The sequence below is a fragment of the Pseudomonas sp. NPDC012596 genome (assembly GCF_042902325.1).
Lineage (GTDB): Bacteria > Pseudomonadota > Gammaproteobacteria > Pseudomonadales > Pseudomonadaceae > Aquipseudomonas.
Map to the genome: position 1 here is coordinate 120708 of NZ_JBIBEB010000016.1, position 26084 is coordinate 146791.

The following is a 26084-nucleotide window of genomic DNA, read 5'->3' on the forward strand; positions in this document are numbered from 1 at the left end:
ATCGTGATTCGAGTGCTGGTGGCCGAAGACCACACCATTGTCCGCGAAGGCATCAAGCAGTTGATTGGCCTGGCCAAGGACATGCAGGTGGTGGGGGAGGCAGGTAATGGCGAACAATTGCTCGAAGCCCTGCGCCACACCCCCTGCGATGTGGTGTTGCTGGATATCTCCATGCCCGGCGTGAATGGCCTGGAGGCGATCCCGCGGATACGCGCGTTGCACAGCCCGCCGGCGATCCTGATGCTGTCGATGCACGACGAAGCGCAGATGGCCGCGCGTGCACTCAAGGCTGGCGCTGCCGGCTATGCCACCAAGGACAGTGACCCAGCCTTGCTGCTGACGGCAATCCGCCGGGTGGCGGGCGGCGGGCGCTACATCGACCCGGCACTGGCCGACCGGATGGTCTTCGAGGTGGGCCTGACCGAGACGCGGCCTTTGCACACTTTACTGTCAGAGCGGGAGTTCTCGGTGTTCGAGCGCTTGGCCCAAGGGGCCAACGTCAACGACATTGCCCAGCAGCTGGCGCTGTCCAGCAAGACCATCAGCACCCACAAGGCGCGGCTGATGCAGAAGCTCAAGGTCCACTCGCTGGCTGAACTGGTGAAGTACGCCATGGAGCACAAGCTGGTGTAGGAGCGGGCTTGCCCGCGAAGGGCCCGACCTGCTGAGCGCGGTAGGGGCCGACGCATTCGCAAGCAAGCCCTGGGAGAGTGCCCGCCCACACGTTGCATCCCAATGCCGACATCCGTGTAGGGCAATCCCTACAGCAAGTCTTCCATCCGGATGATGGCATTCTCTCCGCACCCCCGATTTCCGGGCGCTTGCGCCTTCTTTAGTCTTTGCCTACGCAGTCATTCCAACAAGAAGGTGCAGGCATGAGCGAGGCGATTTCGAACGCGACCACCGGCGAGACACTGGTCAGCTTCCGTGGTGTGCAGAAGAGCTACGACGGCGAATCGCTGATCGTCAAAGACCTCAACCTGGACATTCGCAAGGGCGAGTTCCTCACCCTGCTCGGCCCCTCCGGGTCGGGCAAGACCACCAGCCTGATGATGCTGGCCGGTTTCGAGACACCTACCGCCGGTGAGATCCAGCTGGCCGGGCGCTCCATCAACAACGTGCCGCCGCACAAGCGTGACATCGGCATGGTGTTCCAGAACTACGCATTGTTCCCGCACATGACCGTGGCCGAAAACCTGGCCTTCCCGCTGAGCGTGCGCAACCTCAGCAAGACCGACATCAGTGAGCGGGTCAAGCGCGTGCTGGGCATGGTCCAGCTCGATGCGTTCGCCAAGCGCTACCCCGGCCAGTTGTCCGGCGGCCAGCAGCAGCGTGTGGCCCTGGCCCGGGCGCTGGTGTTCGAGCCTCAACTGGTGCTGATGGACGAACCACTCGGCGCGCTCGACAAGCAGTTGCGTGAACACATGCAGATGGAAATCAAGCACATCCACCAGCGCCTCGGTGTGACGGTGGTCTACGTGACCCATGACCAGGGCGAAGCGCTGACCATGTCTGACCGCGTGGCGGTGTTCCATCAGGGCGAGATCCAGCAGATCGCCGACCCTCGCACCCTCTATGAAGAACCACGCAACACCTTCGTCGCCAACTTCATCGGCGAGAACAACCGCATCAACGGCACTTTGCTGGCCAGCGACGGCAACCGTTGCCAGGTGCAACTGGCCCGTGGGGAGCGGGTCGAGGCACTGGCGGTTAATGTTGGCCAGGCCGGCGACCCGGTGACCTTGTCGGTACGCCCGGAGCGCGTGCGCCTCAATGGCCACAGCGAAAATTGCGTCAACCGCTTCTCTGGCCGTGTGGCCGAATTCATCTACCTGGGCGACCACGTGCGGGTGCGCCTGGAAGTCTGCGGCAAGGCCGACTTCTTCGTGAAGCAGCCGATTGCCGAACTTGACCCGGCCCTGGCCGTGGGTGATGTGGTACCGCTTGGCTGGGAAGTGGAGCACGCGCGCGCGCTCGATCCGATTGCCGAAGCCCACTGATGGATTGCTTCACCAACCCTGTACTGTGGAGAGAATAATAATGCGCAAGCAGCTAAAACTGACCGCCCTGGCCCTCGGCCTGTTCGCCGCCGGCCAGGCCATGGCGGCAGACCTTACCGTGGTTTCCTTCGGCGGCGCCAACAAGGCAGCCCAGGTCAAGGCGTTCTACGAGCCCTGGGAGAATGCCGGCAATGGCAAGATCGTCGCCGGTGAGTACAACGGTGAGATGGCCAAGGTCAAAGCCATGGTCGATACCAAGAGCGTCTCCTGGAACCTGGTCGAGGTAGAGTCGCCAGAGCTGGCGCGCGGTTGCGACGAAGGCATGTTCGAAGAGCTCGACCCGGCGCTGTTCGGGAGCGAGGCCGACTATGTACCGGGTGCAATCCAGCCCTGCGGTGTTGGCTTCTTCGTCTGGTCCACGGTGCTGGCCTACAACGCCGACAAGCTCAAGACTGCGCCTACCAGTTGGGCCGATTTCTGGGATACCAAGCAGTTCCCGGGCAAGCGTGGCCTGCGCAAGGGCGCCAAGTACACCCTGGAGTTCGCCTTGATGGCCGACGGCGTCGCGCCGAAGGAAGTCTACAAAGTGCTGGCCACCAAAGAAGGCCAGGACCGCGCCTTCAAGAAACTCGACGAACTCAAGCCAAGCATCCAGTGGTGGGAAGCTGGCGCCCAGCCGCCACAGTACCTGGCGTCGGGTGACGTGGTCATGAGTTCCGCCTACAACGGCCGCATCGCCGCCGTGCAGAAAGAGAGCAACCTCAAGGTGGTGTGGAACGGTGGGATCTACGACTTCGACGCCTGGGCCATCCCGAAAGGCGCCAAGGATGTGGACGCCGCGAAGAAGTTCATTGCCTTCACCGTCCAGCCTGAGCAGCAGAAGACCTACTCCGAGAACATCGCCTATGGCCCGGCCAACTCCAAGGCCGTCCCGCTGCTGGCGGATGCTGTGAAGAAGGACATGCCGACCACGCCTGACAACATCGCCAATCAGGTGCAGATCGACGTGGCGTTCTGGGCGGACAACAGCGAGCAGCTGGAGCAACGCTTCAACGCCTGGGCGGCGAAGAAGTAAACACAGGGTGCCGCTACGCGGCTCATCGCCGGCAAGCCGGCTCCCACAGGTGAGGTGAAAGCCTGGGGGTGTGGCAGCCGGTTTGCCGGCGATGGGCTGCGCAGCAGCCCCAATTACAGCCTGTTTTGCGGAGTCCACCATGGCCATTGCAGTGCCCCTCACCGAAGGCGCAGGTCCAAATCTGAAACAGCGCCTCAAGCATGCCGAGCGCATCAACCGCTGGAAGGCGCAGGCGTTGATCGCGCCGCTGGCGCTGTTCCTGCTGCTGGTGTTCCTGGTGCCGATTGCGGCGCTGCTGTACAAAAGCGTCGGCAACCCCGAAGTGGTCGCCGGCCTGCCTCGCACCGTCGAAGCGGTGCAACAGTGGGATGGCAAAGGCCTGCCGGGCGAGGACGTGTACAAAGCGCTGAGCCTTGACCTGCCTGAGGCGCGCAAGAATCAGTCGCTGGGCGACCTGTCCAAGCGCTTGAACATGGAACTGGCCGGTTATCGCAGCCTGTTGTCGAAGACTGCCCGGGCGCTGCCGTTCAAGGCCGAACCTGCTTCTTACAAGGAAGCGCTGCAGGCCCTTGACGAACGTTGGGGCGACCCTGCGTACTGGCAGGCGGTGCGTCGCAACACCAGCAGTGTCACGTCCTATTACCTGCTGGCGTCGGTCGACCACCGTATCGACGACCTCGGCGAACTGGCCAAGGCCACTCCCGACCAAGCCATCTACCTGGATATCTTTGCCCGCACCCTGTGGATGGGTGTGGTGATCACGGTCATTTGCCTGCTGCTGGCGTACCCCCTGGCCTACCTGCTGGCCAACTTGCCGACCCGGCAGAGCAACCTGCTGATGATCCTGGTGTTGCTGCCGTTCTGGACCTCGATCCTGGTGCGTGTGGCGGCGTGGATCGTGCTGCTGCAGTCAGGCGGCCTGATCAACAGCGCGCTGATGGCGATGGGCATCATCGACCAGCCGCTGGAACTGGTGTTCAACCGCACCGGGGTGTACATCTCGATGGTGCACATCCTGTTGCCGTTCATGATCCTGCCGCTGTACAGCGTGATGAAAGGTATTTCGCCGAGCTACATGCGCGCCGCCATCTCGCTGGGCTGCCACCCGTTCGCCAGCTTCTGGCGGGTGTACTTCCCGCAGACCTACGCAGGCGTTGGCGCGGGTTGCCTGCTGGTGTTCATCCTGGCCATCGGCTACTACATCACCCCGGCGCTGCTCGGCAGCCCGAACGACCAGATGGTCAGCTACTTCGTTGCTTTCTATACCAACACCAGCATCAACTGGGGCATGGCCACCGCGCTGGGCGGCCTTCTGCTTCTGGCGACCGTGCTGCTGTACCTGATCTATAGCTGGCTGGTTGGCGCCAGCCGCCTGCGCCTGAGCTGAGGAGCCTTGTGATGCTTAGCCCCTACATGTCGCCCGTGGAGCGGGTGTGGTTCTACAGCCTGCGGATTCTGTGCGGCCTGATCCTGCTGTTTTTGGTGTTGCCGGTGCTGGTGATCGTGCCGCTGTCGTTCAACAGTGGCAGTTTCCTGGTCTACCCGCTGCAGGGCTTCTCGCTGCAGTGGTATCAGGACTTCTTCGCCTCGGCCGAGTGGATGCGCGCGCTGAAGAACAGCATCATCGTCGCCCCCGCCGCTACGGTGCTGGCGATGGTTTTCGGCACATTGGCGTCGATCGGCCTGACCCGCGGGGACTTTCCCGGTAAGTCGCTGGTGATGGCGCTGGTGATTTCGCCAATGGTGGTGCCGGTGGTGATCATCGGGGTGGCCAGCTACCTGTTCTTCGCCCCGCTGGGCATGGGCAACAGCTTCATCTCGCTGATCCTGGTACACGCGGTGCTGGGGGTGCCGTTCGTCATCATCACCGTGTCGGCCACCCTGCAGGGCTTCAATTACAACCTGGTGCGTGCTGCGGCCAGCCTCGGCGCCTCGCCTTTGCTGGCCTTTCGCAAGGTGACGTTGCCGCTGATCGCGCCTGGGGTGATCTCGGGGGCACTGTTCGCCTTTGCCACCTCGTTCGATGAAGTGGTGGTGACGCTGTTCCTCGCCGGGCCGGAGCAGGCCACCCTGCCTCGGCAGATGTTCAGCGGCATCCGCGAAAACCTTAGCCCGACCATTGCGGCGGCGGCGACGTTGTTGATCGCCTTCTCGGTGGTGCTGTTGCTGACCTTGGAGTGGCTGCGCGGGCGCAGCGAGAAGCTCAGGACTCAACAGCCCGCCTGATGATGGGCTGCCTGCGCCGGCCCCTTCGCGGCTAAAGCCGCCCCCACAGGGATTGCGCAGGTCGCCAGCTGTGCACAGAACCTGTGGGGGCGGCTTTAGCCGCGAAGAGGCCGGAACAGGTTAAAACGGTTACAATGCGCGCCACCGTGATTCTGCCAACAGGTGCGCCATGCAGCCCTACGCTATTGCCCCCTCCATTCTGTCCGCCGATTTCGCCCGCCTGGGTGCCGATGTCGATGCCGTGCTGGAAGCGGGCGCCGACATCGTCCACTTCGATGTGATGGACAACCACTACGTACCCAACCTGACCATCGGCCCGATGGTCTGCACAGCGCTGCGCAAGTACGGCGTGACCGCGCCGATCGACGTGCACCTGATGGTCAGCCCGGTCGACCGCATCATCGGCGACTTCATCGAAGCCGGTGCCAGCTACATCACCTTCCACCCGGAAGCCTCGCAGCACATCGACCGCTCGCTGCAGTTGATCAAGGATGGTGGCTGCAAGGCCGGCCTGGTGTTCAACCCGGCCACCAGCCTGGACGCGCTGAAGTACGTGATGGACAAGGTCGACATGGTGCTGCTGATGAGCGTCAACCCAGGCTTCGGTGGGCAGAAGTTCATCCCTGGCACCCTCGACAAGCTGCGCGAAGCCCGCGCGCTGATCGACGCCAGCGGCCGTGACATCCGCCTGGAAATCGACGGTGGGGTCAACGTCAACAATATTCGTGAAATCGCTGCCGCTGGCGCCGATACGTTCGTGGCCGGCTCGGCCATCTTCAATGCGCCGGACTATCGTGAAGTCATCGCCAAAATGCGCGAAGAACTGGCTCAGGCGCGCCCATGAGCGGCTTCGAGCAGCTGTTCCCGGGGACGCTGCCCAGGCTGGTGATGTTCGATCTGGACGGTACCCTGATCGATTCAGTTCCCGACCTGGCTGCAGCCGTTGACCGTATGCTGCTCGAATTGGGCCGACCGGCCGCAGGGCTCGATGCCGTGCGGCACTGGGTCGGCAACGGCGCGCCGGTGCTGGTGCGCCGTGCGCTTGCCGGTGGCCTCGATCACTCGGCAGTCGATGACGAACTGGCCGAGCGTGGCTTGGCGCTGTTCATGGAGGCGTACGCCGAAAGCCATGAACTGACGGTGGTCTACCCCGGTGTGCACGACACGCTGCGCTGGTTGCGCAAGCAGGGTGTGGAGATGGCGCTGATCACCAACAAGCCGGAGCGCTTCGTCGCCCCGTTGCTCGACCAGATGAAGATCGGCCGCTATTTCCGCTGGATCATCGGCGGTGACACCCTGCCACAGAAAAAGCCCGACCCTGCCGCCTTGCTGTTCGTCATGAAAATGGCGGGCGTCGAGCCAAGCCAGGCGCTGTTTGTCGGCGATTCGCGCAGTGACGTGCTGGCGGCCAAGGCTGCCGGTGTGCAGTGTGTTGGCCTGAGCTACGGCTACAACCATGGCCGGCCTATCGATGAGGAGTCGCCCACCCTGGTAATTGGCGACTTGCGCCTGTTGCTGCCTGGTTGCGTAGTCACCGACACTGGGATAACGTTGGCGGACCTTCAAGCCTCACAAAACAGAGAGCCCACCGTGGTGGTTACTGGCAAATTCTGGATGAAAGTCATCAAGGCCCTGGCCCGTTGGCGTTGGCGCGCCTGACTTCTGCCCGCCGGCGCCTGCCGGCCCGTCCGTTTGCCTGACTCTTACTGTTGCCCCGAGGCTACTCATGACCCGCGAAGAATTCCTGCGCCTGGCTGCTGCCGGCTACAACCGCATCCCCCTGGCCTGTGAAACCCTGGCCGACTTCGATACCCCGCTGTCCATCTACCTGAAGCTGGCCGACCAGGCCAACTCGTACCTGCTCGAATCCGTGCAAGGCGGCGAGAAGTGGGGCCGTTACTCGATGATCGGCTTGCCGTCGCGCACGGTGATGCGGGTGCATGGCTACCACGTGAGCATCCTGCAGGATGGCGAAGAAGTCGAAAGCCATGATGTGGAAGACCCACTGGCCTTCGTCGAAACCTTCAAGGACCGCTACAAGGTCGCCGACATCGCTGGCCTGCCGCGCTTCAATGGCGGCCTCGTCGGTTACTTCGGCTACGACTGTGTGCGTTATGTGGAAAAACGCCTGGGCGCCTGCCCGAACCCGGACCCGCTGGGCGTGCCGGACATCCTGCTGATGGTCTCGGATGCCGTGGTGGTGTTCGACAACCTGGCCGGCAAGATGCACGCGATCGTCCTGGTCGACCCGTCCGAGGAGCAGGCTTTCGAACAGGGCCAGGCGCGCCTGCAAGGCCTGTTGGCCAAGCTGCGCGAGCCTATCACCCCGCGCCGAGGCCTGGACCTGAGCCGCCCGATGGCCGCTGAGCCGGCCTTCCGCTCCAGCTTCACTCAGGGTGACTACGAGCGGGCGGTGGACACGGTCAAGGAATACATCCTGGCCGGCGACTGCATGCAGGTGGTGCCTTCCCAGCGCATGTCGATCGACTTCAAGGCGGCGCCCATCGACTTGTACCGTGCGCTGCGTTGTTTCAACCCGACGCCGTACATGTACTTCTTCAACTTCGGTGACTTCCATGTGGTCGGCAGTTCGCCTGAAGTGCTGGTGCGGGTGGAAGATAATCTGGTCACCGTACGCCCGATTGCCGGTACCCGCCCGCGCGGGGCTACCGAAGAGGCGGACCGTGCGCTGGAAGACGACCTGTTGTCGGACGACAAGGAAATTGCCGAGCACTTGATGCTGATCGACCTGGGCCGCAACGATGTGGGCCGTGTGTCGTCCACCGGTAGCGTGCGCCTGACCGAGAAGATGGTGATCGAGCGTTACTCGAACGTCATGCACATCGTTTCCAACGTCACCGGCCAGCTGGCTGAGGGCCTGACCGCCATGGACGCCCTGCGGGCGATTCTGCCGGCGGGCACGTTGTCGGGGGCGCCGAAGATCCGTGCGATGGAGATCATCGACGAGCTGGAGCCGGTCAAGCGTGGCGTATACGGTGGTGCGGTGGGCTACTTTGCCTGGAACGGCAACATGGACACCGCGATTGCCATTCGCACAGCGGTGATCAAAGACGGCGAACTGCATGTGCAGGCTGGTGGCGGTATCGTCGCCGACTCGGTGCCGGCGCTGGAATGGGAAGAAACCATCAACAAGCGCCGGGCAATGTTCCGCGCAGTGGCCCTGGCCGAGCAGGCGCCTGCCGAGTAGAACGCAGGGGCTGCCTTGCAGCCCAATCGCCGGCAAGCCAGCTCCCACAGGTCTCGCGGCACTGCCGGCATGGTGGGAGCCGGCTTGCCGGCGAGGGGCTTTAACAGGTTGGCTTAGAAATCCAGGGTTATCCCCAGGCTGACCCCTTGCTGGGTCAACTCATCACTCTTGCGCCAGTTGTAGTTCCCGCGCAAATGCACCCCGGCCACCAGCTCATGGCTCAGCCCCAGGCTGGCGCGGGTCAGATTGCTGTTTGGCGTATATCCGGTAAGCGTGAAGTCATTGGCCGGCAGTGTCGTCAGGTGCATCGTCACGTCCTGCTGGTCATCCTCGAACTCATGCTCGCGCGCCACCTCGGCGAACACCCGCGTACCCGGCATCAGCTGCACACTGCCCAGCAGGCCTGCGCCCAAGCGCCGCGAGGTGCGCTCCTGGTCGTCGAAGCCCATCGCCGTGGAGCGCCCACCCTTTTCGTCATAGCCATCGACTTTGACCCGCGCATAGTCGGCACTGATGAACGGCGCCAGTTGCCAGGTGCTGCTGTCGGGCGCCAGGTTATAGCCCAGCCGGCCCGTCACCGCCCAGGCTTCGCCATTGCTGTCGCCTTTCTCGCTGCGATCATTCACGCCCAGTGCGAACGTGCGCTTGAGGTCGCGGTAATCCAGGTGCCCGGCGCTCAGCGCAGCGTCGGCCCACCAACGGTCGTGACGGAACTGGGCGAAGGCGCTGGCCAGGTAGCTGTCGAGCTTATAGTCCGAGTCCTGTTCACCTGCCTCCAGTTTCTGTCGATAGACACCACCGGAAAGCCCGACCCGCCATGCATCGTTGAGCCGGTAACTGCCCCCCAGCGTCAGGTTATAGCCGCGCCCGTCAGCGTCGGCCGCACTGCGCTGGCTGTCGAAGTCGAGGTCTTGCGCACCGGTGGCGACAAAGGCCTGCCATTGGCCGACCGCTTGCCAGGGTGTCTGCCACTGGTTGCGCAACTCGTCCTGGTGCGCGTGCAGGCTGGCGTGGGCCATTTCCGGCAGCAGCGTCAGCTCCCAGGGGGCTGAAAGGATCGAGTAGCCATAGTCCGCAATCAACTGCTGGCCGGCGATGGTCGGGTGCACCGAATCATCGAACAGTAGCTTGGTTGGGTCGGGGTTGCTGCCGTTGATGCCGTACACCGGGTTTGCCACGCAACTGTCGCCGCTGTAGCAGGTGCCGATCAGGTTCTGGCCGCTGGCCAGGCCGAACTGCGTCGGGTTGGCCACGGCTTCGCTCAGCAGCACCGGAATGTTCAGCGGGATGATCTGGGCGTCGATCTGGCCCAGTTGGCTAACCAATGCCTGGTTGAACAAGGCGGATAGCTGCGACAGCGGGTTTTGTTGCGGGGTGCCGCTGAAGTTCGGTGTCTGGCCAAGGTCCGGGAGCAGCCAGACCATGATGTAGCGCGCCCCACCTTGTTGCAGGGCCTGGGCGCTGGCGGCCAGGCGTGAGCCTGCGGCCGCGGCGTCGGCAGGGCTGTTTACCAAGCCCTGCAGAAAATCGTTACCACCGCCGGTCAGGTAATAGAGAGCATTGGGGTCGGCGCGAAGGCCGTTTGCCAGGTAGCCGGGGCGCTCTCGAAGTACGGCTCCAGCACCGATAGTGCCGGGAGGAATGACGAGCTGGGAAGTCTGCGTGATGGAGTCGAGAATCTGCTGGGTGGTGTAGCCACCCACGGCCCAGTTGTTGCCATCGGGGCGTATCCCTAGTGATGTGGACGGGTTCAGATCATCCGGGCTTACGCCCAATCGCCCGCCAAGAATCATCGGTGAGACGGGTGCGAAGTTGCCATTCTCGTCACGATTGGTAAACCGCATGCCCGCCGTACCGCCGGTCAGGTCGGGAAACTGCCCGGCATCGGCCAGGCTGTCGCCGAACACGATCATGCTCGAGTAAGGGGAGGGGGCAGCGAACGCCTGGCTGCACGCCAGCGCCAATGTAGCCACGGTAAAGCGCAATAACGGTGGTTTTCGCATCGATGAACATCCTTTTCATTGTTTTTATGAGAACAACCCGAGCGACCATAGCAAATCGCGGGGCATAGCTTCCAAGTCCATTCGTTTCGTGTGTTTACCGGCATATTGCGCCCGCCGCCCCGGTAGGCTACTGTGCCTGCAAGTATGAGCGAGACCTATCCCGTGTTGATCGTCAGCAAACTCTTGATGCGCGTTATCAAGGCCCACGCCCGTTGGCGTTGGCGCGCCTGACTTTATCTCTTGCCGGCCCGCCCGGCCCGTCCCTGTATGCCTTCCTGTCCGTTTTCGAGCGCCCTTAGTGGCAGCGCCGTGTCTGTTTATGGCGTAGGAAGGTTCGACTTTTAAAGTCAGTAGATTCTAGAGGTTTAGCCTGATGTTACTGATGATCGACAATTACGACTCATTCACTTACAACGTCGTGCAATACCTTGGCGAGTTAGGTGCCGACGTCAAGGTCATGCGCAACGACGAAATCACCGTTGCCGAGATCGAAGCCCTCAACCCTGAGCGCATTGTCGTCTCGCCTGGCCCGTGCACACCGAGCGAAGCCGGTGTTTCCATCGAAGCCATCCTGCATTTCGCCGGCAAGCTGCCGATCCTTGGTGTATGCCTGGGCCACCAGTCCATTGGCCAAGCCTTTGGTGGTGATGTCGTACGGGCCCGCCAGGTGATGCATGGCAAGACCAGCCCGGTATACCACCGGGACCTGGGCGTGTTCGCCGGCCTCAACAACCCTCTTACCGTAACCCGCTACCATTCCCTGGTGGTCAAGCGCGAAACTCTGCCTGATTGCCTGGAGGTGACCGCCTGGACAGCCCATGACGACGGTTCGGTCGACGAGATCATGGGCCTGCGTCACAAGACCCTGAATATTGAAGGGGTGCAGTTCCACCCCGAGTCCATCCTGACCGAGCAGGGCCACGAGCTGTTCGCCAACTTCCTCAAGCAGACCGGCGGCCGCCGCTAAGGACCGAGCATGGATATCAAAAGCGCGTTGAGCCGTATCGTCGGCCAACTGGACCTTTCCACCGAAGAAATGCGCGACGTCATGCGCCAGATCATGACCGGCCAGTGCAGCGAGGCGCAGATCGGTGCCTTCCTCATGGGCATGCGCATGAAAAGCGAAAGCATCGATGAGATCGTCGGTGCGGTGTCGGTGATGCGCGAACTGGCCGACAAGGTCGAGCTGAAAAGCCTCGATGGCGTCGTCGACATCGTTGGCACCGGCGGTGATGGTGCCAACATTTTCAACGTTTCCACTGCCTCCTCGTTCGTCCTGGCGGCGGCGGGCTGCACTGTGGCCAAGCATGGTAACCGCGCGGTATCCGGCAAGAGCGGTAGTGCCGACCTGCTGGAAGCCGCCGGCATCTACCTGAACCTGACGCCGGTGCAGGTCGCGCGCTGCATCGACAGCCTGGGCATCGGTTTCATGTTCGCCCAGAGCCATCACTCCGCTATGAAACATGCCGCCGGCCCGCGTCGCGACCTGGGGCTGCGCACCCTGTTCAACATGCTTGGCCCGCTTACGAATCCGGCCGGTGTGAAGCACCAGGTGGTTGGCGTGTTCAGCCAGGCGCTGTGCCGCCCTCTGGCCGAAGTGCTGCAACGCCTGGGCAGCAAGCATGTGCTGGTGGTGCATTCGAAGGATGGCCTGGACGAATTCAGCCTGGCGGCACCCACCTTCGTCGCTGAGCTGAAAAATGACCAGATCACCGAATACTGGGTCGAGCCGGAAGACCTCGGCATGAAGAGCCAGAGCCTGCATGGCCTGGCGGTCGAGAACCCACAGGCATCGCTGGAGCTGATCCGTGATGCGCTGGGCCGGCGCAAGACCGAAAACGGCCAGAAGGCTGCAGAAATGATCGTGCTCAACGCGGGCGCGGCCCTGTATGCCGCCGACCATGCCATGACTCTGGCGCAAGGGGTTGAACTCGCCCACGACGTACTGCATACCGGGCTGGCCTGGGAGAAGCTGCAGGAGCTGGGTGCATTTACGGCGGTATTCAAGGTGGAGAACGAAGCATGAGTGTCCCGACGGTGCTGGAAAGGATCATCGCCCGCAAGTTCCAGGAAGTGGCCGAGCGCAGCGCGCGCGTCAGCCTTGCCGAGCTGGAGCAGCTTGCCAAGCAGGCCGATGCTCCACGCGGCTTTGCCAATGCGTTGATCGAGCAGGCCAAGCGCAAGCAGCCTGCAGTGATCGCCGAAATCAAGAAGGCCTCGCCGAGCAAGGGTGTCATCCGCGAGAACTTCGTGCCGTCGGAAATTGCCGTCAGCTATGAAAAGGGCGGGGCGACCTGCCTGTCGGTGCTGACTGACGTGGACTACTTCCAGGGGGCGGATGAGTACCTGCAGCAGGCACGTGCCGCTGTTTCGCTGCCTGTGATCCGCAAGGACTTCATGGTCGACCCTTACCAGATCGTCGAGGCCCGTGCCCTGGGTGCCGACTGTGTGCTGCTGATCGTATCGGCGCTGGACGACGTGAAGATGGCCGAGCTGGCTGCTACGGCCAAGGATGTCGGCCTTGATGTACTGGTTGAAGTGCACGATGGCGATGAACTGGAGCGTGCACTGAATACCCTCGACACACCACTGGTGGGTGTCAACAACCGCAACCTGCATACGTTCGAAGTCAGCCTGGACACCACACTCGACCTGCTGCCACGCATTCCGCGTGACCGCCTGGCCATTACCGAGAGCGGCATTCTAAACCGTGCCGATGTCGAGTTGATGGCAATCAACGAGGTCTATTCGTTCCTGGTGGGTGAGGCGTTCATGCGGGCCGAGCAACCGGGGCTGGAATTGCAGCGGTTGTTCTTCCCGGACCAGGTGAAGAAGACTGTTCAGCAACTGGACTGATCAAGACGAAGCCGGCTTTTGCCGGCTTTTTTGTTTGCCTGAAACAAAGGTGGCCAATGACTGACCAACCCCTGGCTTTGACCGTCGAACAAGGCCTGCACGCCGAACAGGACTTGCTGGCAGCGGTATGCCGCGGTGAACGCGACTACGGCGTGCTGTTTTGGCGCCCGACTGACCATGCCCTGGTCATGCCCCGGCGCATGAGCCGGCTGGACAACTTCGAAGCGGCCTGTTCGGAGCTGGCGATCGCCGGCTGGCCGGTGCTGCTTCGCGAAACCGGTGGCGAGCCGGTGCCGCAGTCGCATGCCACGGTGAATGTGGCGCTGGTGTACGTAGCGCCACGCAGCGAGGGCGACCACGGCCGCATCGAAAACGCTTACGAGCGCCTTTGCCTGCCGTTGTGCGATGTGCTGCGCGAGTGGGGAGGTGTGGCTTCGGTCGGCGAAATCGACGGTGCCTTCTGCGATGGCCGCTTCAACGTCAACCTCAATGGCCGCAAGTTGGTCGGCACCGCCCAGCGCTGGCGCCAGGGCCTGGGTGGCAAGCGGCCGGTGGTACTGGTGCACGGTGCGTTGTTGCTGGATAACGAGCGAGAGTCGATGGTGGCTGCGGTCAACCGTTTCAATGAGTGTTGCGAACTCGAGCAGCGCTGCCGTGCCGACAGCCACATCGCCCTGCATGAAGTGGCACCCGCGGCGCCCTGGTTCGAGCGCCTGTCGCAGGCCTACGAAGAAGTACTGGCGAACCTGCCAAAAGATTAACGGGTACCGTAGACCACCATGGTCTTGCCCTTGACCTGGACCAGGCTGCGCTCCTCAAGGTCCTTGAGGACGCGGCCAACCATTTCCCGCGAGCAACCGACAATACGGCCAATTTCCTGACGCGTGATCTTGATCTGCATACCGTCCGGGTGGGTCATGGCGTCTGGCTGTTTGCACAGGTCGAGCAGGCAGCGGGCAACCCGGCCAGTGACGTCGAAGAAGGCCAGGTCGCCGACCTTGCGGGTGGTGTTGCGCAGGCGTTGGGCCATCTGGCTACCGAGGGCGTAGAGGATGTCCGGGTCTTGCCGGGCCAGGTCGCGGAACTTGTCGTAGCTGATTTCCGCCACTTCGCATTCGGTCTTGGCGCGCACCCAGGCACTGCGTTGCTGGTCGCTGCCCGCCGTTTCGAACAGGCCTAGCTCACCGAAGAAATCGCCATTGTTGAGGTAGGCGATGATCATCTCGTGACCTTCGTCATCTTCGATGATGATGGTGACTGAACCCTTGAGGATGAACGACAGCGTTTCGGCTCGGTCACCGGCGCAGATAATGTTGCTCTTGGCGGTGTAGCGGCGGCGCTGGCAGTGCACCAGCAGCTTGTCGATGTTCTTGATCTTGGCGGGTAGGGCTGAGGCAACCATCACGAAATCCTGTTCGATGCGACGCATAGGCTCTTGTTTGAGGTTGGCTGACGCGACGCGTCAGTCAATTGGCGCCAGCTTATCAGACACTGCAGGATGTTTCGGCACAAATGCGACGCGTGTTGAGCTTTTCCGACAGCCATACAAGGCTTAAGCTGACACCCTTTTGCGAAATCCAGGAGTATGGACAGATGAAGGCACGCATCCAGTGGGCCGGTGAAGCGATGTTCCTCGGCGAATCGGGGAGCGGCCACGTCGTGGTGATGGATGGCCCGCCCGAAGCTGGCGGTCGTAACCTGGGCGTGCGCCCTATGGAAATGCTCTTGCTCGGCCTGGGTGGCTGCAGCAGCTTCGACGTGGTGAGCATCCTGAAGAAATCGCGTCAGGCGGTGGAAAGCTGTGAAGCCTTCCTTGAAGCCGAGCGCGCCAGCGAAGACCCGAAGGTGTTCACCAAGATTCACATGAATTTCGTGGTGAAGGGCCGTGCGCTGAAAGAAGCGCAGGTCAAGCGTGCGGTGGAGCTGTCGGCCGAAAAGTACTGCTCGGCGTCGATCATGCTGGAGCGCGCCGGTGTTGAGATTACCCACGGCTACGAGATTGTAGAGCTGGGTTAACCCCGCTGGTCCGGGGCCGCGCAGTGGCCCCGGCGATCTTCAGTTACGCAAGGCCGGCAGAGCGGCCATCAGCCAGCGTGGTACTCGACGTCGCACTGACTGGCTCAGGTGCTCCCGGCGCTTCTGATACGCCAGCCCCAAACCGATGACCCCCAGCCCGATCAGCGTCACCACCACCGGGAACAGCAGTGATTCGGCAAACACCTCGTAAGACAGATACCCCAGATAAGCCGCCACCCCTAACGCTCCGAACACCATGAACAGCGGCCGGCGCAGCAGCACCGCCATTGCCATCAACCCAAGGTTGATCAGGCAATACAACGCCTTGCCCAGTTCACTGTCGCTTTCCATCATTGTCAGCCCACCCCAGAACGCAGCGAGCCCTGCCAGGTAACCCCAGTGGGCATAGTCCTCACGAGTACGGCCGTCGACCACCAGAAACACCAGCAGCAGCCCAAGCCCGAACCATAGCGAAACCGTGCGCCGCTGCTCCCAGCTGAACGGCGAGCCGAACACCCACTCGCTTAGGTCCATCGACATGAACCACAGCGCGATGGCAATCGGCATCACGATGAACGGGTAGGAGATCAAGCGCAGCATCAGCAGACCGGCGACCACTGTGGCCGCTTCCATCACCAGCCAGCCGCCCTGCACGTAGGTGTAATACTGGTGATAGTCCGTTTGCCGATCATCCAGCGGCCACCATCCGGCCAGGCGTTCGATGGCGAACACCGCCAAAGGCACGATGCTCACCGCAACCGCCGCCAACACGCCAGCGGCGATAGGCTGCTGGCGCCTTTGCAGGCTGAGGGCGAACGTGGTGAGCAGGGCGATGTAAAGCGCGGCGGTGCCCAGCAGTGCCCAATCGCCGATGCGCATCCAGGCTTCGGTGAGTAACCAGCCCATCGCTCCCATGATCAGCAGGGCGCCGAAGTAGAAAGCGACGTGGCTCAGCTGGAAACTCCCTCGTGCGGCTGGCTGCTGGCGAAGAAAGTCCAGCAGGGCCTGATCCTGGCCCGGCTGGAGAATGCCGGCTTGCACGGCGCGCGCCAGGTCCTTGGCGTCGATACGGTCCGTCATGGGCGTGCCCTTAGATGCGGTAGGTGCTCTTGGTCATGACCTTGGCCAGCATGCTCATGCCAAAGCGAACGGGCGCGGGGAAGCGATAACCGCCAGCTTCGAGGGCCGACTCGGCATGTTGCTCTTCATCCACCCGCATCTGTTCGAGAATGGCACGGGACTTCTCGTCCTCGTCGGGGATTTGCTCCAGGTGCTCGTCCAGGTGTTTGCACACCTGATGCTCAGTGGCAGCGACGAAGCCCAGGCTGACCTTGTCGCTGACCAGGCCGGCGAGGGCGCCGATGCCGAACGACATCCCGTAGAACAAAGGGTTGAGGACGCTCGGGTGGCTGCCTAGCTGGCGGATGCGCTGTTCGCACCAGGCCAGGTGGTCGATTTCTTCTTCGGCAGCGTGTTCCATTGCCTTGCGCACCTGCGGCAATTTGGCGGTCAGGGCCTGGCCCTGATACAGCGCCTGGGCGCAGACTTCGCCGGTATGGTTGATGCGCATGAGCCCGGCAATGTGCCGGGTCTGGCTGTCGTCCAGTTCGACGTCCGGCTGGACGATGGCCGGCGACGGCCGGGACGGGTGGCCGCTGAAGGGCAGCAAGGTGCGCATGGCGGTATCGGCCTGCAGCAACAAGCGGTCGAGCGGCGAATAGTGACGTTCGGTAGCCATCGGGCACCTCCGCTGAAGTGATGCCCGACAGTTTACCTCAATCGCCCGAGGCGGGCTTGCCTTGGGTCAGCCCGGTGGCCAGTGCATCTGGCGTTGGCCGAGCACGTGCATATGGATGTGGTAGACGGTCTGCCCACCTTGCTCGTTGCAGTTCATGACCACGCGGAAGCCATCATCGCAGCCAAGTTCTTTGGCCAGGCGCTGGGCGGTGAACAGGATATGACCGGCAAGGCCCTTGTCGTCCTCGGTCAGGTCATTGAGGGTACGGATGTGTTTTTTCGGGATGACCAGAAAATGCACCGGCGCCTGGGGCGCGATATCGTGGAACGCCAGAACCTGGTCGTCCTCGTAGATGATCTTGGCCGGAATCTCCCGGTTGATGATCTTGATGAATAAATCGTCCACAGCACTTGCTCCATGGTGAGGGTCCCGGCCGAGTGTACTGAGCCAGGCGCCACTCGCCCAGTGGCTATTCCATTCCGACCGGGCAGTAGCGGCGGTGGATGAAGCCTGCAAGCTTGCGCGTCAGCCAGCGGGGCAACAGGCGCGGAGCGAAGGCCAGCCACTGGTTACGCCGCACCGGCATGATCAGCGCACGGTTCTTGGCCAGCGCGCGTACGGTATACAGCGCCACTTCCTCCGGGCTCAGGCAGCGGCTGTTGCCATCGAGCCTGGGAATGGGCCGGCGCGAAGCGCGCACCGGGCCGGGGCACAGGACCGAAACCTTGATGCCGGTGGGCTTGAGCTCTTCGCGCAAGGCTTCGCTGAAGTTCAGCACGTAAGCTTTGCTGGCAGCATAGGTGGCCATCGAGGGGCCGGGTGCGAAGGCGGCCAGGCCTGCGACATTGAGGATCTGCCCGCCGCCCTGTACCGCCATAAGGTTGCCGATGGCATGGCACAGCCGGCTCATGGCCAGGATGTTGACCTCCAGCAGGTCTTGCTCGTCTGCCCATTCGTGGGCGAGGAACGGGCCATAGGTTCGCTGGCCGGCGCAGTTGACCAGCAGGTCGATGCGCCGCTCGCCTTCTTCCAGTTCCAGCACAAAGCCGGACAGGCGCAGCGGCTGGCTCAGGTCGCAAGCGCGGAACAGTACTTCGACGCCGAAGCGCTGGGTCAGCTCGATGGCCACGGGTTCAAGCGTTTCGCGATGGCGTGCCACCAGGATCAGGTTGCGCCCGCGCCGCGCCAGGGCTTCCGCCAGGGCCAGGCCCAGGCCGCTGGAAGCACCAGTGATCATGGCGTAACGGGTCATGCAAGGCTCCTGGGGGCAAAAGAGGGCGCCTAGTGTACAGCTTGGCCAAGCAAGGTGTTGCGTTTTGCTACGAGGCCTTGGTGCACATCGATTTGCTGTGTTTCAGGGCTGCCTGGTACTCGCCGTGCAGGCGCTCGATCAGCGCCGTGGCAGAGGGCAGGTCATGTATATCGCCGACACCTTGGCCAGCGGACCATACCGTCTTCCAGGCCTTGGCTTCATCGTCGATGGGTTTGAGTTTGCCCTGCTCAGTGGCGTTTTTCAGTGCGGCCATGTCATAGCCGGCACGTTCCAGGCTCGGGCGCAGGAAGCTTGCCGGGATGCCGGACACCGCCGGGGTGTGGACAATGTCCGCAGCATGGGCGCCGAGCAGCATCTGTTTATAGGCTTCCTGCGCATGGCTTTCCTGGGTAGCGATGAAGCGGGTACCCATGTACGCAAGGTCCGCCCCCAGCAATTGGGCGGCAAGAACCTCATGCCCATGGTTGATGCAACCGGCCAGCAGCAATGTCTTGTCGAAGAACTGGCGTATTTCAGCTACCAGGGCGAACGGGCTCCAGGTGCCGGCATGCCCACCGGCCCCCGCCGCAACGGCGATCAGACCATCAACACCCGCCTCGGCGGCCTTCTCGGCATGGCGCCGGGTAGTTACGTCATGGAACACCAGGCCGCCATAGCTGTGGACGGCATCCACCACCTCCTTCACGGCGCCGAGGCTGGTGATGACAATCGGCACGCGATGCTCGACGCACAGTGCCAGGTCAGCCTGCAGGCGCGGGTTGGTGGGGTGGACGATCAGGTTGACCGCATACGGTGCTGGCGCCTGCAACTGCGCCAGGCCCGCTTCGATCTGTTCAAGCCAAGCCTTGAAACCGGCGCTGTCGCGTTGGTTCAGGGCGGGGAAGCTGCCGACCACGCCGCTGCCGCAGCAGGCCAGGACCAACCCGGGGTTGGATATCAGGAACATCGGCGCAGCTACGACGGGCAAGCGCAGGCGTTGTTCTAGCGAGGCGGGCAGGGACATGGGCGAGGCTCCGGTGCAGGATGGTTATCGTCAGAACGGTTTGACCACCACGAGAATTACGATGCCCAGCAGGATCAGCACCGGGACCTCGTTGAACCAGCGGTAGTACACATGGCTGCGGGTGTTGGTGCCGTTGGCGAAGCGTTTGCGCTGGGCGCCACAGATGTGATGGTAGCCGGTGAGCAGGATTACCAGGGTGAGCTTGGCGTGCAGCCAGCCTTGGCTCAGCCAGCCCGGGGTGAGGTAGAGCATCCAGGCGCCGAACACATAGGTGGCGATCATCGCCGGGTTCATGATGCCGCGATACAGCTTGCGCTCCATGGTCGTGAAGCGTTCCTGGCTGATGCTGTCCTGGCTCTGGGCGTGGTAGACGAACAGCCGCGGCAGGTAGAACAGGCCGGCGAACCAGCAGACCACGCTGACGATGTGCAACGCTTTGATCCATAGGTAAAGCATGGAGAGAGTTCCTTCAGGTATTCACGGTCGTCAGATAGTAGAGGCCAAGCACCCGAAGGGTCACCCGAAGAGTTGTTACAGGCGCCTTGCGCCCCTATTATCGTGCGCTTTCCAGACGGCTCGTTGATAAGGGGCAAGCGTTATGATCAAGGTCGGTATCGTCGGCGGCACGGGTTACACCGGCGTCGAACTGTTGCGTCTGCTGGCACAGCATCCACAGGCCGAAGTGGCGGTCATCACTTCGCGTTCCGAGGCGGGCGTGGCGGTCGCCGACATGTACCCGAACCTGCGCGGCCACTATGACGGCCTGGCATTCAGTGTGCCCGACAGCAAGGCCCTGGCTGCCTGCGACGTGGTGTTCTTCGCTACCCCGCACGGTGTTGCCCATGCCCTCGCGGGCGAGTTGCTGGCGGCTGGCACCAAGGTCATCGACCTGTCCGCTGACTTCCGTCTGCAGGATGCTGACGAGTGGGCGAGGTGGTACGGCCAGCCGCACGGTGCCCCAGAGCTGCTCAAGGATGCGGTCTACGGCCTGCCTGAGGTCAACCGCGAGAAGATTCGCCAGGCGCGCCTGATTGCCGTGCCGGGTTGCTACCCGACCGCGACCCAGCTCGGTTTCCTGCCGCTGCTCGAAGCTGGTCTGGCCGACCCGTCGCGCCTTATCGCCGATTGCAAATCGGGTGTCAGTGGCGCTGGCCGTGGTGCTGCCGTGGGCTCACTGTTCTGTGAGGCAGGCGAGAGCATGAAGGCTTATGCGGTCAAAGGTCACCGGCACCTGCCGGAAATCAGCCAAGGCCTGCGCCTGGCTGCCGGCAAGGACATCGGCCTGACCTTCGTGCCACACCTGACCCCGATGATCCGCGGGATCCATTCGACCTTGTACGCCACCGTCGCCGACACGTCGGTCGACCTGCAGGCACTGTTCGAAAAGCGTTATGCAGACGAACCGTTCGTCGACGTGATGCCTGCAGGCAGCCACCCGGAAACCCGCAGTGTGCGCGGCGCCAACGTCTGCCGTATTGCCGTTCATCGCCCGCAGGGGGGCGACTTGGTGGTGGTGCTGTCGGTCATCGACAACCTGGTCAAGGGCGCGTCCGGCCAGGCCGTGCAGAACCTGAACATCCTGTTCGGCCTGGACGAGCGCATGGGGCTGTCCCACGCTGGTCTGCTGCCGTAAGCGATTGTCGGTTGAAAAGGCCCGCCGCGTGCGGGCCTTTTTGTTTGCCGCGACTAAAGCCGCACAATTGTTGACCGATTTTCTCGGAGAAGCGGATAATGCGCGTCATCGAGTTTTATGGCGGCTACTGCGCCGGGAGAATCAACATGAGCGTCGAAACCTTCACCCCCACGGCTTTGGAATTCACTCACGGCGCCGCGCAAAAGGTGAAGACCCTGGTTTCCGAGGAAGGCAATGATCGTCTGAAACTGCGTGTTTTCGTGACCGGCGGTGGCTGCTCAGGCTTCCAGTACGGTTTCACCTTCGATGAAGATGTGGCCGAAGATGACACCATCGTCGAGCGCGAAGGTGTGTCGCTGGTGGTTGACCCCATGAGCTACCAGTACCTGGCGGGCGCCGAGGTGGACTATCAGGAAGGCCTGGAAGGTTCTCGCTTCGTGATCAAGAACCCTAACGCAGCCACTACCTGTGGTTGTGGGTCGTCGTTCTCGATTTGATTCCTAGATGAACGAAAACGCCGCGCAATTGCGCGGCGTTTTGCATTGTGGCCTGCACTGTCGTGGCGAGGTCAGGCCGGGTAGATCGCGCCGAGAACGCGTAACCCCTTGGCTGCGGTCACGCTAGGGCGGTTGGCGGCGATACCTTCCAGGCAGCAATGGGCAAGCCAGGCAAAGGCCATGGCTTCGACCCAGTCCGGGTCCACACCATGCGCCCCAGTGCTGGCGACCTGCGCATCGGGCAGCAACTCGCCGAGGCGAGCCATAAGTGCACCATTGCGCGCACCGCCACCGCATACCAGCAGGGCTTCAGTACCTTGCTGGGCGTTACGCAAGGACTCGATGATGCTTTGCGCGGTCAGCTCCAGCAGGGTGGCCTGGACATCCTGATCACGGTAGTGCGGCAGCCGAGCGAGGTGGCCATCCAGCCAGGCCAGGTTGAACACTTCGCGGCCGGTACTCTTCGGGCCGCTGCCCGCGAAGAACGGGTCGCTCAGCAGGGTGCTGAGCAGGTCTGCCTGCACAATGCCACTGGCAGCCCAGGCACCATCGGCATCATAAGCCTGGCGGTGCTTGCGCTCGATCCAGGCATCCAGCAGCACATTGCCTGGGCCGCAGTCGAAGCCATGTACCGGCTTGTCGTGCTCGATCAGGCTGAGGTTGCTGAAGCCGCCTACATTAAGGACAGCCAGGCGCTGGCCGAGGTGGCTGAACAGCGTCTCATGGAAAGCCGGCACCAGCGGTGCGCCCTGGCCGCCAGCCGCCACGTCGCGACGGCGGAAGTCGGCTACCACGCTGATGCCGGTGAGCTCGGCGAGCAGTGCCGGGTTGCCGATCTGCACGGTGAAGCCTCGGGCAGGCTCATGCCGAATGGTCTGGCCGTGGCTGCCGATGGCGCGAATGGCGTGAGCCGGTAAACCCTGCTTTGCCAGCAATTGCTGGATACCTTCGCCTGCCAGGCTGGCCCAGCGGTTTTCCGCCAGTGCGGCACGCGCAATCTCGTCAGGGCCGCTGGCGCACAAGTCGAGTAATTGCTGACGCAGGTCGCTTGGCATCGGCACGTAGTGCGTGGCGAGCAGTTCGAGCTGCCCGCCTTGATCGATCAATGCGATGTCCAGGCCATCGAGGCTTGTGCCGGACATTACCCCAAGGTAGAGCGGCATACGTCAGCGCTTGTTCGCTGCGAGCATGGTGGCCTTTTCCTGATCCATACGCGCGATCAGTGGCTGGCTCTGTTGCAGGAAACGCTGGCGCTCGGCTTTGGCGATCGGGTCGGACATCGGCACTTTCTGGCTCAGTGGGTCTACGTGCACGCCATTGACCTGGAACTCATAGTGCAGGTGCGGGCCGGTGGAAAGGCCGGTGGTGCCGATGTAGCCGATGATCTGGCCCTGTTTCACGCTGCTGCCGGTCTTGATGCCTTTGGCGAAGCCCTGCATGTGCCCGTAGAGCGTCTTGTAGCTGTTGCCGTGGGCGATGATCACGGTGTTACCGTAGCCACCACGGCGGCCGGCCAGTTCGATGCGGCCGTCGCCGGCAGCCTTGATCGGCGTGCCGCGCGGGGCTGCGTAATCGACACCCTTGTGCGCACGGATCTTGTTCAGAATCGGGTGCTTGCGGCCAGCGGAGAAGCGCGAACTGATGCGGGCAAAATCTACCGGCGTACGGATGAACGCTTTGCGCAGGCTGTTGCCGTCGGCCGTGTAGTAGCTGGAGTTGCCCTGCTTGTTGGTGTAGCGCACCGCAGTGTAGGTCTTACCGCGGTTGGTGAAGCGGGCAGACAGGATATTGCCGGTGCCAACCACCTTGCCGTCCATGACCTTCTGCTCGTAGACCACGTCGAATTCGTCGCCTGGGCGAATGTCCTGAGCGAAGTCTATGTCATAGCCAAGCACCTTGGCCATGTCCATGGTCATGCTGTGCGACAGGCCGGCGCGTTGGGCTGAGGCGGACAGCGAGCTCTTGATTACGCCGTGCGCATAAGCAGTGCGTACCACCGGCTTGCTGATCTCTCGATCGAAGGTGTAACCCTTGGCGGTCTTGGTCAGGCGGATGGTTTCAAGGTTGCTGACCTTGCTATGCAGGCTGGCAAGCTGACCGTCCTTGTCGAGTTCGATCTGCAGCACCTGGCCATGCTTCAGTTGGCTGAACTGCTTGGCCTGCTTGTTGCTGGCCAGCAGGTCGTGCACCGCATTGGCGGGCAGGCCTACCTTGGCGAACAGGGTGGAAAGGGTATCGCCGCGTGCCACGGTGACTTCGCGGTGCCCTGGCTCCTTGGCCTCTGGCTTCTTTTCGGGGGTTGGGGCTGTCTGGGCTGCTTGCTCGGTCTGCGTTTGGCCGCCCTCGATCTGTGCGAAAGGTGAGCCCTGGTCGGCTTGGCCCTGCACCAGAGGTGCGGCCTGGGACTCGTCCTTCAGCTGCTCGGCAGGGCTTTCCAGTTCGAGGCTGAGGGTGGTCTTCTTGGCTTCGACTTCGCTGGACGGGAATACCAGCAGGGCCAAGCTGAGCAGGGCGGCGATGCCGCTTGCGGCCAACAGATGGCTTTTCGGATAAAGCGGGGGCGCTTTAGGCGTTTCGTTGGTCATAGGTAGGTGACTTTTGAAGAAAAATGAATATGGAAAAGATGAATGACATGATGAAGATGAAATAACTGTATAAAATATAACCAAATCCATTTTCACGCAAGGGCGCGTAGACGCCGCAAGCCTGCGGTCAGGTCACATTCCATTGCGAAACTTGTATTTGATGGCCGATCTTGTATGGTTGGCTCCCCTTGAATCTGAGCCTTGCGGGTCTGTCTATGAAGTCGGTTGAAGAGCAGCTGGCGCTTATCAAGCGCGGTGCGGAAGAAGTGTTGGTCGAGTCGGAACTGGTGGAGAAGCTCAAACGCGGCCAGCCTCTGCGTATCAAGGCAGGTTTCGACCCGACTGCGCCTGACCTGCATCTGGGGCACACCGTGCTCATCAACAAGCTGCGCCAGTTCCAGGAGCTGGGCCATCAAGTCATCTTCCTGATCGGTGACTTCACCGGGATGATCGGTGACCCGAGCGGCAAGAGCGCCACGCGTCCGCCGCTGACCCGTGAGCAGGTGCTGGAGAACGCCGAGACGTATAAACAGCAGGTGTTCAAGATTCTCGACCCGGCCAAGACCGAAGTCGCGTTCAACTCCACCTGGATGGACGCGCTGACCCCGGCCGACTTCATTCGCCTGGCATCGCAGTACACCGTGGCGCGCATGCTTGAGCGTGATGACTTCGACAAGCGTTACACCACCAACCAGCCGATTGCTATCCACGAGTTCCTTTACCCGCTGGTCCAGGGTTACGACTCGGTGGCGCTGAACGCTGACGTGGAGTTGGGCGGTACCGACCAGAAATTCAACCTGCTGATGGGGCGCGAGTTGCAGCGTTCCTACGGCCAGGAAGCGCAGAACATCGTGACCATGCCGCTGCTCGAAGGGCTGGATGGCGTGAAGAAGATGTCCAAGTCGCTGGGCAACTATGTTGGTATCCAGGAAGCGCCGGGGGTGATGTACAGCAAGCTGGTGTCGATCCCGGACACGCTGATGTGGCGCTATTTCGAGTTGCTGAGCTTCCGTTCGATGGAAGAGATCGAGCAGTTCCGTGCCGATGTCGCCAATGGCGCGAACCCGCGTGATATCAAGATCAAGCTGGCGGAAGAGATCGTTGCGCGTTTCCACGGTGAAGAGGCGGCGGCCAATGCCCACCGTGCGGCGGGTAATCGCATGAAGGATGGTGAGTTGCCGGAAGACTTGCCCGAGATCGAAGTGGCGGCGGCTGAAAGCTTGCCGATCGCTGCTGTGCTGAACCGGGCGGGGCTGGTGAAAAACTCGGCAATGGCGCGGGATCTTCTCAACGGCGGTGCGGTGAAGGTCGACGGTGCAGTGGTTGATCGTGACTTTGTGTTTGCGATAGGCGCGACCCATGTGTGCCAGGCAGGCAAGAAGTCGTTTGCCCGGGTTACCCTGAAGGCAGAGTGATTGCCTGTTGGTGTAGCTATATAGAAGCGGGGAGGCCGACAGGCCTCCCCGCTTTGTTTTTGTGGGGGGCTGAGAGGAGCTTGGCTTGGGGGGGATTCGGCGCCTTTGAGACCGAGCGCCGCCCGCGCGGCGCATCGCGGCTAAAGCCGCTCCTACATTTGTTGCAACGTGCCATGGCCTGATAGGTCATAGTTGTCAGCCTTGTTTACACGGCGCGATATTCCGGCTGGCGCTGCGGGCGCCCCACTCGTCTTCAGCCATGCGCCAAGGCGGACAACCATGGCCTGACTGGAATGGCACGTTGCAACAAATGTAGGAGCGGCTTTAGCCGCGATGCGCCGCGCGGGCGGCGCTCGATCTGATAGGCGCTGAATGTGTTGTGGCGGGTACCTGGTGGCCTTTGTACGGCCTTCGCCTGGAATATTTCAAATATCTGAAATTAACCCTTGACCCATTTCCAGATCCCCTTATAATGCGCCCCACTTCCAGCGACATCGGAACGACAAACTCCTTGAGATTCAAGGAGTTAAGTAGTTAAGGTGGTGCTGAAAGGGCT

26 protein-coding genes are annotated in these 26084 nt (G+C 62.2%); 16 read left to right on the forward strand and 10 right to left on the reverse strand.

The window, feature by feature from the left end:
• The 8 genes from ACFY68_RS19350 (at position 1) to trpE (ending at position 8509) form a co-directional block, all read left to right on the forward strand.
• Entirely contained in the window at positions 1-633 is a 633-nt protein-coding gene (locus ACFY68_RS19350) for a response regulator (RefSeq protein ID WP_387530532.1), read from the forward strand.
• Positions 634-875: 242 nt separating this feature from the next.
• On the forward strand, positions 876-2000 hold the full coding sequence (locus tag ACFY68_RS19355; RefSeq protein ID WP_346613669.1) for an ABC transporter ATP-binding protein: 1125 nt from the start codon (positions 876-878) through the stop codon (positions 1998-2000).
• Positions 2001-2040: 40 nt separating this feature from the next.
• On the forward strand, positions 2041-3075 hold the full coding sequence (locus ACFY68_RS19360) for an ABC transporter substrate-binding protein (protein WP_387530484.1): 1035 nt from the start codon (positions 2041-2043) through the stop codon (positions 3073-3075).
• Positions 3076-3214: 139 nt separating this feature from the next.
• Complete coding sequence (locus ACFY68_RS19365; protein ID WP_346613671.1) at positions 3215-4462, forward strand: ABC transporter permease; 1248 nt, start codon at positions 3215-3217, stop codon at positions 4460-4462.
• 11 nt (positions 4463-4473) lie between these two features.
• Positions 4474-5301: an ABC transporter permease gene (locus ACFY68_RS19370; RefSeq protein ID WP_346613672.1), complete on the forward strand. Its 828-nt coding sequence runs from the start codon at positions 4474-4476 to the stop codon at positions 5299-5301.
• 169 nt (positions 5302-5470) lie between these two features.
• On the forward strand, positions 5471-6145 hold the full coding sequence (rpe, locus tag ACFY68_RS19375; RefSeq protein ID WP_387530488.1) for a ribulose-phosphate 3-epimerase: 675 nt from the start codon (positions 5471-5473) through the stop codon (positions 6143-6145).
• A complete protein-coding gene (locus ACFY68_RS19380) occupies positions 6142-6960 on the forward strand; it encodes a phosphoglycolate phosphatase (protein ID WP_387530491.1) in 819 nt (272 codons plus the stop codon). The genes rpe and ACFY68_RS19380 overlap by 4 nt, the downstream gene beginning before the upstream one ends.
• A 67-nt stretch (positions 6961-7027) precedes the next feature.
• Complete coding sequence (gene trpE, locus ACFY68_RS19385) at positions 7028-8509, forward strand: anthranilate synthase component I (protein WP_387530494.1); 1482 nt, start codon at positions 7028-7030, stop codon at positions 8507-8509.
• A gap of 113 nt (positions 8510-8622) precedes the next feature.
• On the opposite strand, the gene estP is transcribed toward trpE, so the two are convergent.
• A complete protein-coding gene (gene estP, locus ACFY68_RS19390) occupies positions 8623-10512 on the reverse strand; it encodes an esterase EstP (protein ID WP_387530496.1) in 1890 nt (629 codons plus the stop codon).
• A gap of 373 nt (positions 10513-10885) precedes the next feature.
• Between estP and ACFY68_RS19395 the strand changes: the two genes are divergently transcribed.
• Genes ACFY68_RS19395 through ACFY68_RS19410 form a run of 4 tightly spaced genes read left to right on the forward strand, consistent with a single transcriptional unit; the run spans position 10886 to position 14129 of the window.
• Positions 10886-11479 (forward strand): aminodeoxychorismate/anthranilate synthase component II, encoded by a 594-nt coding sequence (locus ACFY68_RS19395; protein ID WP_346613677.1) that lies wholly within the window; start codon positions 10886-10888, stop codon positions 11477-11479.
• 9 nt (positions 11480-11488) lie between these two features.
• Complete coding sequence (gene trpD / locus ACFY68_RS19400; RefSeq protein ID WP_387530499.1) at positions 11489-12538, forward strand: anthranilate phosphoribosyltransferase; 1050 nt, start codon at positions 11489-11491, stop codon at positions 12536-12538.
• Positions 12535-13368 (forward strand): indole-3-glycerol phosphate synthase TrpC, encoded by an 834-nt coding sequence (trpC, locus tag ACFY68_RS19405; RefSeq protein WP_387530502.1) that lies wholly within the window; start codon positions 12535-12537, stop codon positions 13366-13368. The genes trpD and trpC overlap by 4 nt, the downstream gene beginning before the upstream one ends.
• A 56-nt stretch (positions 13369-13424) precedes the next feature.
• Entirely contained in the window at positions 13425-14129 is a 705-nt protein-coding gene (locus ACFY68_RS19410) for a biotin/lipoate A/B protein ligase family protein (RefSeq protein ID WP_387530505.1), read from the forward strand.
• Here the strand turns inward: ACFY68_RS19410 and crp are convergent.
• Positions 14126-14770, reverse strand: a complete 645-nt coding sequence (crp, locus tag ACFY68_RS19415) for a cAMP-activated global transcriptional regulator CRP (protein ID WP_346613681.1) — start codon at positions 14768-14770, stop codon at positions 14126-14128. The two genes, ACFY68_RS19410 and crp, sit on opposite strands and share 4 nt — an antisense overlap.
• A gap of 191 nt (positions 14771-14961) precedes the next feature.
• Between crp and ACFY68_RS19420 the strand changes: the two genes are divergently transcribed.
• Positions 14962-15384: an OsmC family protein gene (locus tag ACFY68_RS19420; protein ID WP_016715792.1), complete on the forward strand. Its 423-nt coding sequence runs from the start codon at positions 14962-14964 to the stop codon at positions 15382-15384.
• 39 nt (positions 15385-15423) lie between these two features.
• Here the strand turns inward: ACFY68_RS19420 and ACFY68_RS19425 are convergent, their stop codons facing one another.
• The 6 genes from ACFY68_RS19425 to hemJ all read right to left on the reverse strand — a co-directional run bounded on the left by ACFY68_RS19425 (position 15424) and on the right by hemJ (position 19854).
• On the reverse strand, positions 15424-16464 hold the full coding sequence (locus ACFY68_RS19425) for a DUF2157 domain-containing protein (protein WP_387530510.1): 1041 nt from the start codon (positions 16462-16464) through the stop codon (positions 15424-15426).
• 10 nt (positions 16465-16474) lie between these two features.
• Positions 16475-17122 carry a 2-polyprenyl-3-methyl-6-methoxy-1,4-benzoquinone monooxygenase gene (gene coq7 / locus ACFY68_RS19430; protein ID WP_387530513.1) on the reverse strand — a complete coding sequence of 216 codons (648 nt, stop codon included), beginning with the start codon at positions 17120-17122 and terminating at the stop codon, positions 16475-16477.
• A gap of 66 nt (positions 17123-17188) precedes the next feature.
• Entirely contained in the window at positions 17189-17527 is a 339-nt protein-coding gene (locus tag ACFY68_RS19435) for a histidine triad nucleotide-binding protein (protein ID WP_341797412.1), read from the reverse strand.
• Between the two features lie 64 nt (positions 17528-17591).
• Positions 17592-18374 (reverse strand): SDR family oxidoreductase, encoded by a 783-nt coding sequence (locus tag ACFY68_RS19440; protein WP_346613685.1) that lies wholly within the window; start codon positions 18372-18374, stop codon positions 17592-17594.
• 67 nt (positions 18375-18441) lie between these two features.
• A complete protein-coding gene (locus ACFY68_RS19445) occupies positions 18442-19398 on the reverse strand; it encodes an NAD(P)H-dependent flavin oxidoreductase (RefSeq protein ID WP_387530516.1) in 957 nt (318 codons plus the stop codon).
• 30 nt (positions 19399-19428) lie between these two features.
• A complete protein-coding gene (gene hemJ, locus ACFY68_RS19450; protein WP_346613687.1) occupies positions 19429-19854 on the reverse strand; it encodes a protoporphyrinogen oxidase HemJ in 426 nt (141 codons plus the stop codon).
• Positions 19855-19996: 142 nt separating this feature from the next.
• On the opposite strand from hemJ, the gene argC reads away from it, so the two are divergent.
• Together argC and erpA are read left to right on the forward strand one after the other, a co-directional pair.
• On the forward strand, positions 19997-21031 hold the full coding sequence (argC, locus tag ACFY68_RS19455; protein ID WP_346613688.1) for an N-acetyl-gamma-glutamyl-phosphate reductase: 1035 nt from the start codon (positions 19997-19999) through the stop codon (positions 21029-21031).
• Between the two features lie 146 nt (positions 21032-21177).
• Positions 21178-21528 (forward strand): iron-sulfur cluster insertion protein ErpA, encoded by a 351-nt coding sequence (gene erpA / locus ACFY68_RS19460; protein ID WP_346613689.1) that lies wholly within the window; start codon positions 21178-21180, stop codon positions 21526-21528.
• Between the two features lie 71 nt (positions 21529-21599).
• On the opposite strand, the gene ACFY68_RS19465 is transcribed toward erpA, so the two are convergent.
• Entirely contained in the window at positions 21600-22691 is a 1092-nt protein-coding gene (locus ACFY68_RS19465; RefSeq protein WP_387530520.1) for an anhydro-N-acetylmuramic acid kinase, read from the reverse strand.
• Between the two features lie 3 nt (positions 22692-22694).
• A complete protein-coding gene (locus tag ACFY68_RS19470; protein WP_387530523.1) occupies positions 22695-24113 on the reverse strand; it encodes a peptidoglycan DD-metalloendopeptidase family protein in 1419 nt (472 codons plus the stop codon).
• A 215-nt stretch (positions 24114-24328) separates the two neighbouring features.
• On the opposite strand from ACFY68_RS19470, the gene tyrS reads away from it, so the two are divergent.
• Positions 24329-25528, forward strand: coding sequence for a tyrosine--tRNA ligase (gene tyrS / locus ACFY68_RS19475; RefSeq protein WP_387530526.1), 1200 nt, complete (start codon positions 24329-24331; stop codon positions 25526-25528).
• Positions 25529-26084 lie beyond the last annotated feature (556 nt).